The 15,120-nt window shown below is 54.3% G+C and carries 15 protein-coding genes; 5 read left to right on the forward strand and 10 right to left on the reverse strand.

What is annotated here, in order from left to right:
- Positions 1-77: 77 nt before the first annotated feature.
- Both IMQ33_RS13055 and IMQ33_RS13060 read right to left on the reverse strand, forming a co-directional pair.
- Positions 78-1,406 carry a D-serine ammonia-lyase gene (locus IMQ33_RS13055; RefSeq protein ID WP_196061517.1) on the reverse strand — a complete coding sequence of 443 codons (1,329 nt, stop codon included), beginning with the start codon at positions 1,404-1,406 and terminating at the stop codon, positions 78-80.
- A gap of 73 nt (positions 1,407-1,479) precedes the next feature.
- Entirely contained in the window at positions 1,480-2,610 is a 1,131-nt protein-coding gene (locus tag IMQ33_RS13060) for an RNA-guided endonuclease TnpB family protein (protein WP_196061518.1), read from the reverse strand.
- Positions 2,611-2,771: 161 nt separating this feature from the next.
- Between IMQ33_RS13060 and dsdC the strand changes: the two genes are divergently transcribed.
- Positions 2,772-3,713, forward strand: a complete 942-nt coding sequence (dsdC, locus tag IMQ33_RS13065) for a DNA-binding transcriptional regulator DsdC (protein ID WP_065683238.1) — start codon at positions 2,772-2,774, stop codon at positions 3,711-3,713.
- Here the strand turns inward: dsdC and IMQ33_RS13070 are convergent.
- The 6 genes from IMQ33_RS13070 to IMQ33_RS13095 form a co-directional block, all read right to left on the reverse strand.
- Positions 3,710-4,327, reverse strand: coding sequence for an ABC-type transport auxiliary lipoprotein family protein (locus IMQ33_RS13070; RefSeq protein WP_098930481.1), 618 nt, complete (start codon positions 4,325-4,327; stop codon positions 3,710-3,712). The genes dsdC and IMQ33_RS13070 overlap by 4 nt on opposite strands.
- Positions 4,324-5,265, reverse strand: a complete 942-nt coding sequence (locus IMQ33_RS13075) for an MlaD family protein (RefSeq protein WP_065683236.1) — start codon at positions 5,263-5,265, stop codon at positions 4,324-4,326. Before IMQ33_RS13075 ends, IMQ33_RS13070 begins: the two co-directional genes overlap by 4 nt.
- 3 nt (positions 5,266-5,268) lie before the next feature.
- Positions 5,269-6,066: an ABC transporter ATP-binding protein gene (locus IMQ33_RS13080; RefSeq protein ID WP_071680999.1), complete on the reverse strand. Its 798-nt coding sequence runs from the start codon at positions 6,064-6,066 to the stop codon at positions 5,269-5,271.
- Complete coding sequence (locus IMQ33_RS13085) at positions 6,063-7,208, reverse strand: ABC transporter permease (RefSeq protein ID WP_071681000.1); 1,146 nt, start codon at positions 7,206-7,208, stop codon at positions 6,063-6,065. The genes IMQ33_RS13080 and IMQ33_RS13085 overlap by 4 nt, the downstream gene beginning before the upstream one ends.
- Before the next feature lie 218 nt (positions 7,209-7,426).
- Complete coding sequence (gene tmaR, locus IMQ33_RS13090) at positions 7,427-7,744, reverse strand: PTS system regulator TmaR (protein WP_021805836.1); 318 nt, start codon at positions 7,742-7,744, stop codon at positions 7,427-7,429.
- 162 nt (positions 7,745-7,906) lie between these two features.
- Positions 7,907-8,974: an FUSC family protein gene (locus tag IMQ33_RS13095; RefSeq protein ID WP_161739732.1), complete on the reverse strand. Its 1,068-nt coding sequence runs from the start codon at positions 8,972-8,974 to the stop codon at positions 7,907-7,909.
- 171 nt (positions 8,975-9,145) lie between these two features.
- Between IMQ33_RS13095 and IMQ33_RS13100 the strand changes: the two genes are divergently transcribed.
- Positions 9,146-9,892, forward strand: a complete 747-nt coding sequence (locus IMQ33_RS13100) for a helix-turn-helix transcriptional regulator (RefSeq protein ID WP_065683232.1) — start codon at positions 9,146-9,148, stop codon at positions 9,890-9,892.
- Positions 9,893-9,946: 54 nt separating this feature from the next.
- Here IMQ33_RS13100 and IMQ33_RS13105 read toward each other — a convergent pair whose 3' ends face one another.
- Positions 9,947-11,056: an SDR family oxidoreductase gene (locus IMQ33_RS13105; protein WP_065683231.1), complete on the reverse strand. Its 1,110-nt coding sequence runs from the start codon at positions 11,054-11,056 to the stop codon at positions 9,947-9,949.
- A 244-nt stretch (positions 11,057-11,300) separates the two neighbouring features.
- On the opposite strand from IMQ33_RS13105, the gene IMQ33_RS13110 reads away from it, so the two are divergent.
- From IMQ33_RS13110 to sbcB, 3 genes are all read left to right on the forward strand, one after another.
- Positions 11,301-11,486 (forward strand): hypothetical protein, encoded by a 186-nt coding sequence (locus IMQ33_RS13110; RefSeq protein ID WP_065683230.1) that lies wholly within the window; start codon positions 11,301-11,303, stop codon positions 11,484-11,486.
- A 75-nt stretch (positions 11,487-11,561) separates the two neighbouring features.
- Positions 11,562-11,765, forward strand: a complete 204-nt coding sequence (locus tag IMQ33_RS13115; RefSeq protein ID WP_065683229.1) for a DNA polymerase III subunit theta — start codon at positions 11,562-11,564, stop codon at positions 11,763-11,765.
- Between the two features lie 82 nt (positions 11,766-11,847).
- On the forward strand, positions 11,848-13,275 hold the full coding sequence (gene sbcB, locus IMQ33_RS13120) for an exodeoxyribonuclease I (RefSeq protein ID WP_071681002.1): 1,428 nt from the start codon (positions 11,848-11,850) through the stop codon (positions 13,273-13,275).
- A gap of 133 nt (positions 13,276-13,408) precedes the next feature.
- Here sbcB and IMQ33_RS13125 read toward each other — a convergent pair whose 3' ends face one another.
- Entirely contained in the window at positions 13,409-14,782 is a 1,374-nt protein-coding gene (locus IMQ33_RS13125) for an APC family permease (RefSeq protein WP_065683227.1), read from the reverse strand.
- Positions 14,783-15,120 lie beyond the last annotated feature (338 nt).

A 15,120-nucleotide genomic window follows, 5' to 3' on the forward strand; every position in this document is an offset into this window, starting at 1 on the left:
TTTTGCCCGGTGGGGAATCGCTAAATGGGCGCAGCATGTGCAGCGCCCCCCTCCCGTAAAGCGTGGTTTTGTCAGCGCTAGCGTGCGGCTGCGAGGTACTTGGCCATCTCGTCCTCAGGCACCATACCGCCACCGGTTGCCCAAACCAAATGCGTCGCATTAGCGATCCGTTGGGCATCGATCTGATGGCTGTCCAGATATTGTGGGTCGGCGCAGACTCGAGCTGGCCCCGCCATACCAGCCAACGCAGAAGGCTCCAATTGAATGCCCTCTACAGCGGCGAGCAAGCCAAGCAGGTCGTACATCTCCTGATCGCTCAGGGTGTAGAGACCATCCAGCAGGCGTTCCATAGCACGCCCGACAAACCCGGAAGCCCGGCCGACGGCCAATCCATCCGCCGCCGTGACGTTATCAATCCCCAGGTCCTGCACCGCAATGTGATCGTGCAGCCCTGTGTGGATCCCAAGCAGCATGCAAGGTGAGTGCGTCGGCTCGGCAAAGATGCAGTGCACATGGTCACCAAACGCCAGCTTCAAGCCGAACGCCACTCCGCCAGGCCCGCCGCCTACGCCACAGGGCAAATAGACAAATAGCGGATGATCCTGATCAACCTGGATATTCATCTGCGCAAACTGCTTTTTCAGGCGACCACCGGCCACCGCATAGCCGAGGAACAGGGTTTGCGAGTTCTCATCATCAATAAAGAAACAGTGCGGGTCAGACTCCGCCTGCTTGCGCCCTTGAGCCACCGCCACGCCGTAATCCTGTTGGTACTCCACGACGTTAACGCCGTGCTCACGCAGTTTGCGCTTTTTCCAGGCGCGAGCATCGGCAGACATATGCACGCTGACGCTGAACCCCAGCTTGGCGCTCATGATGCCAATCGACATCCCCAGGTTGCCAGTTGAGCCCACGGCGATGCTGTACTGGCTGAAGAACTGGCGGAATTTGTCGCTAAACAGGATACTGTAATCATCATCTACAGACAGCATGCCCGCCTCGATGGCCAGTTTTTCCGCATGAGTCAGCACTTCATAGATGCCACCACGGGCCTTGATGGAGCCAGAAATCGGCAAATGGCTGTCCTTTTTCAACCACATTTTACCCGCGATGGCCTGCTCATAACGCTGCTCCAGCGCGCCCTGCATCGCCGGGATTGCCACCACTTCAGACTCGATAATGCCGTTCGTTTGCTGCGTTTCAGGGAATGCCAGGCACAGATACGGAGCAAAGCGTTGCAAGCGCGCTTCGGCTTCGGCGACATCATTTTGCGTCAGCCCGACGTACGGTAACCCTTCCACCAGCGTGGTCGTATTAGGGTTGAACCAGGTCACCGCTTCCAAATCCATCAGCCGTTGCACCAAAGGAAATTTCACTACCAGGTTTTCAATGTCTAACGTATTCATAAATAGTCTCTTTTGGTCTAGTTGACTGCTCCACGACCTGAAGGACGAGGATTCCCACTTCAACGAGCCGAACCTAAACCGCGTGCTGCGATTCAGGATTTACAGGCTCTCCGTGGGCTAATACTGCCAGCCCGGCAGCTTTGATATTTCGGGCCGCGTTAATGTCGCGATCATGGGCTTCTCCGCACTCAGGACAAGTCCACTTACGAACATCAAGAGGCATTTTCTTCATGGTGAAGCCGCAACAACTACAACGCTTCGAGGACGGGAAAAACTGGTCGATAGCGACAACGCTACGCCCCGCCCACTCGCCCTTGTACTTTAGCTGGCGCACAAATTCGCTCCAGCCAGCGTCTGCTATCGCTTTAGACAGCTTCGGGTTGCGGATCATGTTTTTCACTTTTAGCGATTCAACACAGACAACTTGGTTCTCGTTAATCAGTCTGCGGGATAGCTTGTGCAGGTTATCCTGTCGGCAATCAGCAATTTTAGCGTGGAGTTTTGCAACCTTTAAGTGGGCTTTGGCGCGGTTCTTCGAGCCTTTTTTCTTCCTGCTTAACCTGCGTTGTTGCAACGCCAATAGCTTCGCATATTTAGCTGTGTGGCGGGGATTGCCGGTTTTGAATCCGGTGTCGGTGACGAACAAATCTTTTAAGCCAACATCAATGCCAACTGTTTTAGCGGTGATCGGCAGTGATACAGGCTCAAACTCACAAAGGCAGGAAATAAAATATCTGCCAGCGGTATCCCTGGAAATAGTAACGGTTGACGGCGCAGAAGGTAATGCACGACTCCAGCGGATGTCTAGCGGCGTTTTGCTCTTTGCCATGTACAGCTTGCCATCACGGTATTTAAACGCGCTGGCGGTCAGTTCTGCCGTTTGCTTGTGCCGTTTACTCTTAAAAGTCGGATATGCGGCGCGTCCGACGAAGAAATTAGCAAAGGCAGATTGTTGGTGGCGCAGAGACTGCTGTAGGGGGACACAGGAAACATCATTAAGCCAGGTATATTCAGACTCTTTCTTAAGGGCAGTAAGGCGAGCATTGGCCTGTAGATAACCGATTTTTTCCTTTCGCTCGTAGTACGCATCAGTGCGCCAGCGGAGGATTGAATTGTAGACGAAACGAACACAGCCGAACGTTTGAGCTAAAAGCTCAGCCTGTTCTGGTGTTGGGTATAACCGGTATTTATATGCACGTTTCATTTCTCACATTGTAAAAGGGAATATGTGAAATGCAAAACAACGTTAGCCTGAAAAACGCCTCCTTTCCTCCCCGGCCTGAAGGCCGAGGTTTCCCGGAGGCATTCTGATGATTTATAACTGGCGCAGCATGCGGCGCCCCTACTGATTAACAGGCGATAACCATGTACGACGAAAAGCACCAGCTCGCCCGCAACAGGCACCTAAATGGCTATCAGCTAGCCAAGCTGCATACGTTTGAGATTGCCGCGCGGCAAGGCTCGTTCGTGCTGGCCGCCGAAGAGTTGGCGATCACCCCCAGCGCCGTCAGCCATCGGATCAACAACCTGGAAGCCGAGTTGGGTTTCAAGCTATTTCAGCGCTTTCACCGCCGGATCGAACTGACCCCCGAGGGCGAGCGGTTATTCTGGGTGTTGAAATCGTCACTCAGCTATCTCAATCAGGAAATACTGGAGATTAAAAGCCAGGAGCTGTCTGGTACCCTGACCATCTACTCACGCCCGTCGATTGCCCAATGCTGGCTGGTGCCCAAGCTGGCGGACTTCGATCGCCAATATCCGGCCATCAGCCTGAATATTCTCACCGGCAACGAGATGGTGAACTTCCACGGTGCGGGGATCGATCTGGCGATCTATTTTGATGACAAAACGCCGGAGAAACTCGATTGCCAGCATTTGATGGATGAGTCGATCGTGCCCGTATGCAGCCCGGAATACGCCGAACGCCATGAGCTATTTGGCAACCCCGCCAACCTGCGGCGCTGCACGTTATTGCACGATCGTCAGGCATGGAGTTACGACTCGGACATCGGGGAGTGGAATACCTGGGCCAAACACTTTGATCTGGAATTTGCCGAAGGGCAGCGCGGCATGGGGTTTGATCGTTCGGATCTGGCAGTGATCGCGGCCATGAACCACGTGGGAATTGCCATGGGCCGCAAGAAGTTGGTGAGTAAGCGCCTGGAGAATAACGAACTTATCGCGCCCTTCCCCGGCATGGAAATGCAATGCGCACAGCGCTACTACATTTCCACGCTCTCGGATCGGCAATGGCCTAAAATCAACGCCTTTATCCAGTGGTTAAAGGCCATGGCCGACGAGTCTTAATTAGCCGCCTGCTGGCGCGCCCATGCCAGCGTCTGCGCTGCCAGTTTATCGCTGGCCAGGCCAAAGGCCTGCACGACGTTGTCCATCGAGGTGCCGTGGATCGGCTCACGCACCGTAAAACTTTGGCTAGCCATCACTCGGCGATCGGATGTGTGAACCAGGCGAGCATCAAAGCGGATCACCACTTCGCCCCGATCTCCGTTATAGACCCCCTGGAAGGAGGACAAATCGCCGCCTAGCTCAAGATCTGCCTGCAAATTGTCATCGTCGCTGCTCACCGAGCGGAAATGGCCGTTAGTGCGGAACTCCTGGATCAGGCGATTACGCAACAACAGCGGGGCCGGATCGCTCCAGCGTGAACCGCTAAAAGAGGTGATCTCCGCGCCCTGAGGCTGCACAGCAATACGCGTACCGTTCAAAAACTGGCTGGTATTGGGCTGCACGATACGTACCGAGCGTTCAGACGCCTGGCCCCCGGCCACGGCCACTGGCTGGGCAGGCAGCAAATACACCTGCTGTATCGGGCTTTCCGGCAAAATAGTGCAGGCGGCCAGCGGCATCACGGCTACCAGCACCAACAACCGTAGCGTCTGGCGAAGTTTTAGCTTAATCATTTAGGGGTAAACTCCTTGGTACGTTCGCGGCCCCTGAGCAAGGCGGACGGGTTCTCTTCCAGGCGGCTCATGGCACCGCGTAAGGTCAATAAGGTTCTGCGTAATTCATCTACCGCCGGGCCAAGATCGTTGAATCCCTGAATGCCACTATTCAGTGACTGCTGATTTTCGCCAATCAGCTTGTTGAGTAGCGCGGTGGTTTTCTCAAGCGATGCCATGGTATTCGCCGCATTGGCGACCAGTTGCTTGCCCTGCCCGTCCAACAGCACGTTAGCATTGCGCACCAACCGATTGGTTTGTGCCAGCGTATCGTTGCTTTGCTTGGTCACCAGCGCCAGCTGCTGCAAGATGGTGCGGATATCTTCACGTTGCCCGGCTACGGTAGAAGTAATCTGTTCCAGATTATCCAGCGTATTCACCAAACGCTGCTGATTGTCCGGCGTCATTAGCTGATTCAAACGCACCAGCACCTGGTTGACATTGCTCATCACATCTTCGCCATTGGCGAGCAACTGGGTCAACGGCGATGGCGTGGCGATAATCACCGGGATTGCCCCATCCTCTCCTGTCAGCATCGGGCTGGTTTCGCTCCCACCACTGAGCTGGATATTGGACGTACCGGTAATGCCAGCTATTGCCAGGCGAGCCTGGGTATCCTCACGGATCGGTGCAGAGGCCGTGACCCGAATGCGCGCCCAGACTTTGGTCGGCACGTTGGGATCCAAGCGCAGCATCGTCACTTCCCCCACGCGGATCCCACTGTAATTGACCGTGCTGCCCTGTGACAGGCCACTGACGGCTTCATTAAACACGATATCATACTGCTTGAACTGGCGATCGGTGCCGGACTTGGTCAGCCACAGGCTGAACAGCAGCACGGCGGTGAAAATAATCAGCGTAAATAAACCAATCAAGACATGATGCGCACGGGTTTCCATTTGTTATTGCCTCTCTGGGATATTCGTTACGGCCTGCTGTGCCGCCCGCCCACGCGGGCCGTGGAAATATTCTTGGATCCAGGCATCGTCAGTAGCGGCTACCACCTCCAGCGTATCCACCACCAGCACCTTCTTCTGCGAAAGTACCGCAACCCGGTCACAGATTGTATAAAGCGTATCGAGATCGTGGGTGACCAGAAACACCGTTAACCCCAAGGCATCGCGCAGCGTGCGGATCAGGCTGTCAAAGGCTGCTGCGCCGATGGGATCGAGCCCGGCCGTTGGCTCATCCAGAAATACGATTTCCGGATCCAACGCCAGCGATCGGGCCAACGCGGCACGCTTGACCATGCCGCCAGAAAGCGAGGCCGGATACTTGTTGCCAGCACTGGCAGGCAGCCCGGCCAGCGCCAACTTCACCTGTGCCAGTTGCTCGGCATCTCGGCGCGGTAAGCCTGCGTATTCAATCAGCGGCAGCGCCACGTTTTCCGTCACCGTCAGCGAACTGAACAATGCCCCTCTCTGAAACAGCACCCCAAATCGCCTTTCCAGCACGGAGCGTCGCGTACCGGAGAGCGCCATCAGATCCTCACCAAAGACGTGGATCTGGCCAGCGGTTGGGCGACGCAGACCAACGATGCTGCGCAACAGAACGGATTTGCCGGTACCCGAACCGCCGACCACGCCCAGGATTTCTCCTCGGCGCACGTCCAGATCAAGGTCCACATGCACGCATTGGGTGCCAAAACAGTTTCGCAAGTTACGGATGCGGATAATGGCTTCCGGGGTCGTCTGGCTCACACGCCCATCTCCATGAAGAACAGTGCGGCGACCGCATCCAGCAGGATCACCACAAAGATTGAATGCACGACGCTGGCGGTGGTATGTGCCCCTACCGACTCGGCGCTACCGCTGACTTTAAACCCTTCCAGACAGCCGATAATGGCGATCAGGAATGCAAATACCGGCGCCTTGCTCATCCCCACCAGGAAGTTCTGAAAACCGCCACTGCTCTGCGTGATGGTTAAAAACATGGTCGGTGAGATATCCAGCGTCAGGGCGCAGACGACCATGCCGCCAAAGATGCCGCTAATCATGCCGATGAAGGTCAGCATCGGCAACGCCAGGAGCAGCGCCAGCACGCGCGGCAGCACCAGCAGTTCAACCGGGTTCAACCCCATCGCCTGAATAGCATCTATTTCCTCGTTGGCCTTCATCAGCCCGAGCTCTGCGGTAAAGGCGCTGGCAGTACGGCCCGCCATCAAGATGGCCGTCAGCAGCACTGCGAACTCTCGCAGGAAGGAAAACACCACCAGTTGCACGGTAAAAATGCTGGCACCGAAGGTAGACAGGACGGTTGATCCCAGGAAAGCGATAACAGCGCCCACCAGGAAGGTCAGCAGCATAATGATCGGCACCGCGTTCAGGCCGATTTGCTGGAGATTGGCCACCAGCGAGGTGATCCGCCAGCGCGTAGGGCGCAGCAGATTGGCAAACAGGGTTTGCAACGTCAGGCCGATAAACCCCAGCAGGGCTACCAGGTTGTGCCAGAAATTTTCCATCGACCGGCCGACGTTGGCCAGTAGTTCGATTGCCAGACCGGGCGGCTTTTCTGCCGGTGGTGGCGTAAATCCTTGCAAAGCACGGCCAACGGTTTCCAGCAGCACGCGGCGTTCCACTGGGAGCGTAGGGGCTAACTGTTTGAGATCGGATATCCGTTGGTCACCCAGCAGATTGACCAGCAAGGTGGCACCTGCCGTATCCAGGCTGCCCAGTTGGCTGAGATCGAACACCACATCGGCCGGCAAGCGGGCTTGCAATTGCCCAACGGCGGGTTCCAACAGGCGGTAATGTGCCAACACCCAATCCCCAGATGCCAAGATACGGGGAGGATGGAGCGTCTCGTCCAGGTTGAGAAAGGTGCTGAGTTGCGGTTCTGCCATCGATGACAGCCTCTGCTGGCGAAGAAATTTATCCCCGTCGTCCTTCAAGCGACAACGTGAAAGCGATTGGGCAAAGTCTATTTATAACATTAGCGTAGCGGCTTTAAGCAGATTTGCTATAGCACGGTAACATATCGTTATTCTTTAAGGTCGTTCAGGGCGCGGTGCCCCTGAAAAGACGCAGGGCCGGGAGATCCCCCAGCCCTGCTTGACGCGAATTACTTCACTTCGCCCATTGCTTTCAGCTTTTTGGACAGCTCGCGGCGTTCTTTCGACAGATCGGCATTTTTGATGATGTAATCATCAACGCGATCTTCATAGTCACCGCGCATGTTGGCGATGATGCCCTGAATGTCTTCAATGCTCATGCCCGGTTTGATGTACTCGCTCAGGTTGTCGAGCAGCAGCACACGCTTCTGGTTGTCACGAATTTTCTTTTCGTTGTCGACAATTTCACGCTGTAGCTTGTTTTTACGGCGGAACATACGCACAAACTCCAGAACGTCCTGGAAACTCGGCTTATTTGCATTATCCATCTTTATACCCTTGCTTTAGTAATACACAGATTCTATTTGCTTACGGCCACAATGATACCAAGATACAGGGTTGTGGCCGTCAGACACAACTGTCATTGCCTTATCTTACCCACTTTAGCGCATTGACCCTATCCTGATGCGCCTGCTTCATGATCTGATCCACTATTCCTGAGTATTGGCCGTACAGACCTTGAGCAGATCGCCCAACTCTTCCAACTGCTGTGCCAGTTCCATACTCAGCCAGACATAGCCATAGATAGGGGCTTCGCTGAGTTGAGCGGCACTGGCCTCTTGCATTAATGTCTTCAGCTCTGCGGAAATATCGCTCAGTTCTCCAGCAACGACCTGCGCATGCAGGGGCTCGCCATCTCGCATAATATTCGCCAGCGATTCGATAGCACGCTGCGTCAACAACTGTGAACTACGCAAGGTTTTGGCATTGAGCATAATAAAATGGGTTTCACGCGAGGCCCAGTAAGCATCGGCTAACAGCTCCAACGTGCAAACCAGATTGCGGCTCAGGGTCTGTACCGCTTCAAAGACCGGTTTGGCGATATGGGTCTCTTTGCTGGCGGGGGCGATCAGTGCGCGTAGCTTCACCACATCGCCCAGCAAGTTTTTGAGCCGAGGCTCCAACCGGGGCCGCTCAATCATGTTGGGTGAAAGGTAAGCGCCGTAGATCTTCCCTACCGTCTCCAAGCAATCCGCCATTTTCATTCGCCACAACACATAAGCTCGCTGCGGGTAGATGCTGGTAAACAGCAGCGCCAGCAACGAACCAAAAATCACGTCGCCACTGCGCCACAGTGCAATAGAGATATCGCCAGCCCCGGCACCGATGACCACCGCCAGCGTAATGCCCACCAGCAAGGCCATATAGGGTCGTTTGCCCAGCGTCAGATAACCACAGGCAAACATCACTACCCCACACCAGGCCAGCATCACCGGCAGCGAATACAGCTCCAGGTATAGCGCAATCAGGCCAGAGGCGGCGCCAAACACCGTACCGGCAATACGTTCCAGCGCCCGTTGCAGCACATTGCCCCAAAAAGAGATCGGCCCCATCACAACGATCAGCGTGATCAACGGCCAAGTACCTTCCGGCACCGCCAGCAGACGGATCAGCAGGAAGGTCAGGATAAAGGCCAACCCGATCCGTACCCCGTGGACGATGCGGTAATTACGGTAGATCAGATGTTCAAAAGAAGAGATTTTTCTATCCAGACGCACGCTTGTCCCCACCAACCCTGCTGTAAAACCCTTATTTTAGTGGAACAATGCGGCTGACGTACAACACAAGCTGTTGAAAGATGTTTCCTGGTTAGGAGAGGTTTAAGTTTACGCTAAAGATTTTAGCGGCAAAGGATTTACCTTTTTGCTAAAGAGTGAGACCATCGGCGCATGGAAACCAAAGAAATCAGGCGCAACAACCTGCGCGATCTGATGGCACGTTTCGCCCGGCAAGGCACCAACCAGAATGAGTTTGCCATCCTGGTGGGATCTTCTGCGCCAACGCTGAGCCAGATCACCGGTGAAAAATCCTCCCGCAACCTGGGCGACAACCTCGCCAGACGCATTGAGGCCAAACTCGGCTTGCCCAAAGGCTGGTTCGATGTATTCCATGAGAAGGCGCTGGAACAGCCGTTTGCCAACGTGGCGGCCGAATCGGATTTCCAACCGGCACGGCTCAAACCCGTGGTATGGGAAGATACCGAGCAGGACAAGGAAGAGTTTGTGGAGATCCCATTGCTGGATATCGATTTCTCCGCCGGTGACGGCTGCTACGAAATTGTCGATAGCGAAGAGTTCTCGCTGATCTTCCGCCGCTACTATCTGCACAAGATGGGGGTGCCGGTGAACGCGGCACGCATTATCCGCATCTCAGGTTCCAGCATGGAACCCCGATTGCAGGATGGCGATGTGGTGGGCATCAATACCGTCGATACCCGCATCCGCGAAGGGAAAACCTATGCGATCCGCCACGGCAATCTGTTACGGGTCAAGATCCTGATTGAGCAGCCCGACGGTGGCGTGGTCATTCGCTCTTTGAATCGGGAAGAGTACCAGGATGAACGGCTCAGCTATCCACAGCGCAAAGAGCAACTGGTGGTGCTGGGCCGGGTATTCTGGTCATCCTCCTCCTGGTAAGATCCTGAAAGCGGGCGCAGCATGCGGCGCCCCTGCGTCACGCCCCCCCAGCCGCTATTTAAAATCAACCGCCATTTGCTGCGGTATCGACAACCCGCGGGTTGATTGCACGCAGCGGCCAATATAATCGGTAAAGCGTGGCGGCTTAGGCATGCCTAACTTGAGGATTTTTTCGTTGCTAAAGCGCACGTTCAGCATCGCAAAGGAGCCGTACAGGCGCATCGCTTTCAACATCAGGCGCTCATTGCACGGCCCGAAGATATCCTTCAACTGTTTGCGCATTTGCAGCAGGGCTTCGTAGCTGACCTGCGCATAGCGATCGCCCACCGGTGGCTCCTCTAGTGCGGCGGCGATGGCATAATCGATATCCGCAAAACTGACGCTGCTCTCCTCCCCCGCCGAGATATGGTAAACATCGTTATCCAAGCTATCTCGGTTGAGCAGCATCACTAACGCATCGGCGCAATAGTCCACCGGGATCACATCAATACTATCTTGCAGCGAACACATAAACTTACGCAGCATCAACGCCATACTGAACACCCAGAAAATACTGCTGGAGGGTTTGCAACCCAACTGCGTATGCCCCACCACGATCGAGGGCCGGGCGATCACCAGCGGCAGTTGCGGGCAGGTTTGCCGCATCAGTTGCTCGATGGTCGATTTGGAGCGGGTATATTCCACCAAGTGTTCGGCAGTTTCTTCAAACTCGGCGCTTTCTGCCACCAACGAACCCACCTGAGGTGCGCAAGACATTGCCGTGCCCACATGCAGAAAACGTTTTAATCCAACCACCTGAGCCATTCGCTGCGCAAATGCCAGCGTGCCTTCAACGTTAACCTTCCAAATAAGTGGGTTATTACCAAATGACGCCACCGCGGCACAGTTAACAACATGAGTTACCTTGTTAATACGGGCGTCAGACAAAAAGTATTCAGGCTCGCTTAAGTCACCCAGTAAAATATTCTTTACCGTCAGCTTACTCAGAATGTTTTTATCTATATTGAACTTTTCCATATTAGTGAAAATACGGTTTAAGCCCTGCTCTTCGGTTTCCGCACGCACCAATAATAGATAGTTAACCTTTTGATTTTCTGTCAGTAACTTTTCAAGCACCGCACCACCAAGAAAGCCAGTCGCCCCAGTCAACAGTAACGTTTTCATCTTACACACCTACATTTGCATTGAATGAAGTGGAGTGTATGCCTATATTTATAAACCAGAAGTAAATAGAAATTAACTGATTACATAACGACTTCCCCTAATATTGCCTTAATGAATATCCTGAAACACTCACAGGCAATTAGTAACAGCTCAGCGCATCTTTTATTCCGTTTGTTTAATTAACATTTATGTTGTCTCTGATTTAATTAACGAGATTAATCCCATGCACTTTTTAGGAGCTATCATGAGCTACAACCAAAAGGTCTGGCTGACTGTATTAACCGTTTGCACGCTATTCTGGCTGGCTCTGATTAGCGGTCTGTATACCTATGCAAAATCTCTGGATCATCAGCACGATCATGGCCAGCAAGAACAAGCGATGAGCATCAAGCCAGTAAAGCACCATCCCACTCTGGCACAGGCCCTGTGAAGGTTCTGCCCAGAATGAGGTAGCGACAAATTCTCTTTAGCCTCATATTATGCGCTATCGAATAGGGAGAAAGACATGCCACGACCACTGGATGGCCTACCCCAGCAAGAACGTGAAAAGATCCAAACCGATTTGCTGGCACTAAGAGTTATTTATAGCGAACGCTACGGCTGCGCCGCCGAGTGGGAAAGCGCCGAAACGCACGTCCCCACACATCTACGCGGCTACTTTCAGCAACGGCTGAACTTCTATCGCACTGCACAGCACCACTCAATTTAACGTTAAGCATTAACCAATACTTGGCATCGGTGATCGCGCCGTTACAATAGGGCTATTCCCTACGCCAACAAGAGATGCGACTTTGAGCAGCAAGGCACCGGCCACATTCTACATCCACGACTACGAAACCTTCGGCAAAAGCCCGTCAATGGACCGCCCGGCGCAGTTTGCCGGAGTGCGTACCGATATGGATTTCAACATTATCGAAGAACCGCAGGTGTTTTACTGTGCGCCAGCCGATGACTACCTGCCCGACCCCGAGGCGGTGATGATCACCGGCATCACGCCTCAGTTGGCGCTGGCCAAAGGCGTTAACGAGGCCGAGTTTGCCCGCCGTATTCATGAAGCGTTCAGCGTCCCTGGCACCTGTATTCTGGGTTACAACAATATCCGCTTTGACGATGAAGTCAGCCGCAACATCTTTTACCGCAGCTTCTACGACCCTTACGCCTATAGCTGGCAAAACGGCAATTCGCGCTGGGATCTGCTAGACGTGATGCGTGCCTGCTACGCCCTACGCCCGGAAGGCATCATCTGGCCAGAAAATGAAGATGGCTTCCCCAGCTTCCGTCTGGAACATCTGACGCGTGCCAACGGCGTTGAACACGAGCACGCTCACGATGCAATGTCCGATGTCCATGCCACCATTGCCATGGCCAAGCTGGTCAAACAGGCGCAGCCAAGGTTATTTGACTACCTGTTGCAGCATCGCAACAAACACAAGCTCAATGCGCTGATCGACGTCGCGGAAATGACGCCATTAATGCACGTATCCGGCATGTTTGGCGCGGCACGGGGTAACACCAGTTGGGTTTCACCACTGGCCTGGCACCCAGACAATAAAAATGCGGTGATTATGTGCGATCTGGCAGGGGATATTACCCCGCTGCTGGAGCTGAATGCCGATGAGCTGCGCGAACGCCTCTACACCCGCCGCGATCAATTGGCAGCCGATCAGGCCCCGGTGCCGATCAAGCTGGTGCATATCAATAAATGCCCGGTGCTGGCTCCGGCCAAGACGTTGCTGCCAGAAAATGCAGACAGGCTAGGCATCGATCGTCAGGCGTGTCTGGAGAATCTGAAGGTGCTGCGCCAGCACCCGGAGATCCGTGAAAAAGTGGTAGCCATATTTGCCGAAGCCGCTCCTTTCACCCCTAATGATGATGTAGATGCCAAACTGTACGACGGTTTCTTCAGCGATGCCGACAAAGCGGCGATGAGGATCATTCAGCAAACCAAACCGCAGAATCTACCCGCGCTGGATTTGACCTTCAGCGATGGCCGGATGAAAGAGCTGCTGTTCCGCTTCCGGGCCCGTAACTACCCCAATACGCTGGACGACGCCGAGCAGCGCCGCTGGTTGCAGCACCGCCAAGAGGTGCTGAGTGCCGAACGGGTGCAGAGCTATATCTTGCAGCTGGAGTCGCTGTACAACCTGCACGAAGGGGATAAAGAGAAGATGGCGTTGCTGAAGGCGCTGTTTGATTACGGTAAACAGTTAGTGGGATAGCCCTGTGCTTTTCCATTGATTAACGGGCGCAGCATGCGGCGCCCCTACACAGCGAGTCGGATAAGATTTGTTAGTAATAAAAAGGGTTCCAACATGTGGAACCCTTTTTGCTATCGCGAGGCAGGCGAGTGGATTAAGCCACGTCTTCGCTTGCTTGTGGCACCGGCAGGCTGAAGCTGCGGGTGACAAACGTCAGATACAGCAGGCCAATCGCCGCCCAGACCAGGCCCAGCGTCATCGAGCTGACTTCCAGGTTGACCCACAATGCACCGACGGTTAACGCCCCCAACACCGGCAGGATCAGGTAGTTGAAGGTGTCTTTCAGCGTACGATTACGTTTCTCGCGAATGTAGAACTGCGAGATCACCGACAGGTTAACGAAGGTGAACGCGATCAGAGCACCAAAGTTGATCAGTGCCGTAGCCGTGACCAAATCGAACGAAACGGCAGACAGCGCAATCGCACCAACCAGCAGCACGTTCAGCGCTGGAGTACGCCATTTTGGATGCACATAACCGAAGAAACGCTCCGGGAATACGCCATCACGGCCCATGACGTACATCAGGCGGGAAACACCCGCGTGAGATGCCATTCCGGAAGCCAGTACGGTTACGCACGAGAACACCAGGATCACCGACTGGAAGAACTTGCCAGCCACATACAGCATGATTTCCGGCTGTGATGCGTCAGGATCTTTGAAGCGCGAGATATCCGGGAAGTACAACTGCACGAAGTACGACACCACGATAAAGATCACGCCGCCGATCAAGGCCGTCAGGAAGATGGCTTTCGGGATCACGTTTTCTGCATCTTTGGTTTCTTCGGATAACGAGCTGATGCCGTCAAAGCCGAGGAACGAGAAGCACAGAATGGTCGCACCGGTGATCATCGGCACCACGTGCGCGTTGTCAGACCAGAACGGACGGCTGCTCACCAGCGTACCGGCACCCTCACCGTGAGAGATACCGTTAATCACCAGGCCCAGGAACACGATCATGATTGCCACCTGTACCACCACGATAATGGAGTTCAGGTTGGCTACCAGCTTGATGCCACGCAGGTTGAACGCCGTCATCAAGGCAACCAGTGCCGCAACGAAGATCCACGAAGGCACTCCTGGGAAAATGGCTTCCAGGTAAATTTTTGCCAGCAGGATGTTGATCATCGGCATGAACAGGTAGTCCAGCAGTGATGACCAACCCACCATAAAGCCGACGTGCGGGCTGATGGCTTTCTGGGCATAGGTATAGGCAGAACCGGCGGAAGGGAATTTCTTCACCAGTTTGCCATAGCTCAGGGCGGTAAACAGGATCGCCAGCAGAGCAAAGGCGTACGCGGTCGCGACGTGACCGTCGGTCAGGCCGGAGACGATGCCGAAGGTGTCAAAGATGGTCATGGGCTGCAAATAGGCCAGACCCATCATGACGACCGGGACTAAAGTCAGTGTTTTACGCAGTTGGGCGCGTTGGCCGGCAGCTGGTGCGGCGGTGATGATGTTATCGGACATCGCGTAGCCCCCCCTTACCTTCAGTCTTGCGGATAATAGACACGCCAAGACTCAAGGTTGCGGGGAAACTTCGCAACGTGCGACTGAATTCTAAAAGGGGGATGAGGGAAGCTGGATAACTAGGCACAAAAGCCTGTGTTGCTCCATAATCGCTGCGACCGCAACGGAAACCGGCGGGCACCGGTGCCAAGGTGAAAAATTGCCCCATCTTTCTTATCCTCATGAGTCACGACCATAAAGTTTTGGTTGATCGCGACGAACCTATTTATCTATCCGGCTCGATGTCCGGCCTCGCTTGATGTATGAAACACACGTTGGTAAAACATAATGCAAAAAAA

The sequence above is a fragment of the Serratia sp. Res13-Sevr-LER1-36-b genome, from assembly GCF_015673035.1.
Lineage (GTDB): Bacteria > Pseudomonadota > Gammaproteobacteria > Enterobacterales > Enterobacteriaceae > Chania > Chania fonticola_C.

What these genes read in the sequence shown, in the direction of transcription:
- IMQ33_RS13085 (WP_071681000.1), bottom strand. Translation starts at nt 7,208, where the DNA reads ATGGCAGAACCGCAACTCAGCACCTTTCTCAACCTGGACGAGACGCTC.
- IMQ33_RS13110 (WP_065683230.1), top strand. Translation starts at nt 11,301, where the DNA reads ATGAGCTACAACCAAAAGGTCTGGCTGACTGTATTAACCGTTTGCACG.
- IMQ33_RS13075 (WP_065683236.1), bottom strand. Translation starts at nt 5,265, where the DNA reads ATGGAAACCCGTGCGCATCATGTCTTGATTGGTTTATTTACGCTGATT.
- tmaR (WP_021805836.1), bottom strand. Translation starts at nt 7,744, where the DNA reads ATGGATAATGCAAATAAGCCGAGTTTCCAGGACGTTCTGGAGTTTGTG.
- IMQ33_RS13070 (WP_098930481.1), bottom strand. Translation starts at nt 4,327, where the DNA reads ATGATTAAGCTAAAACTTCGCCAGACGCTACGGTTGTTGGTGCTGGTA.
- IMQ33_RS13100 (WP_065683232.1), top strand. Translation starts at nt 9,146, where the DNA reads ATGGAAACCAAAGAAATCAGGCGCAACAACCTGCGCGATCTGATGGCA.
- dsdC (WP_065683238.1), top strand. Translation starts at nt 2,772, where the DNA reads ATGTACGACGAAAAGCACCAGCTCGCCCGCAACAGGCACCTAAATGGC.
- IMQ33_RS13055 (WP_196061517.1), bottom strand. Translation starts at nt 1,406, where the DNA reads ATGAATACGTTAGACATTGAAAACCTGGTAGTGAAATTTCCTTTGGTG.
- IMQ33_RS13060 (WP_196061518.1), bottom strand. Translation starts at nt 2,610, where the DNA reads ATGAAACGTGCATATAAATACCGGTTATACCCAACACCAGAACAGGCT.
- IMQ33_RS13105 (WP_065683231.1), bottom strand. Translation starts at nt 11,056, where the DNA reads ATGAAAACGTTACTGTTGACTGGGGCGACTGGCTTTCTTGGTGGTGCG.
- IMQ33_RS13115 (WP_065683229.1), top strand. Translation starts at nt 11,562, where the DNA reads ATGCCACGACCACTGGATGGCCTACCCCAGCAAGAACGTGAAAAGATC.
- IMQ33_RS13125 (WP_065683227.1), bottom strand. Translation starts at nt 14,782, where the DNA reads ATGTCCGATAACATCATCACCGCCGCACCAGCTGCCGGCCAACGCGCC.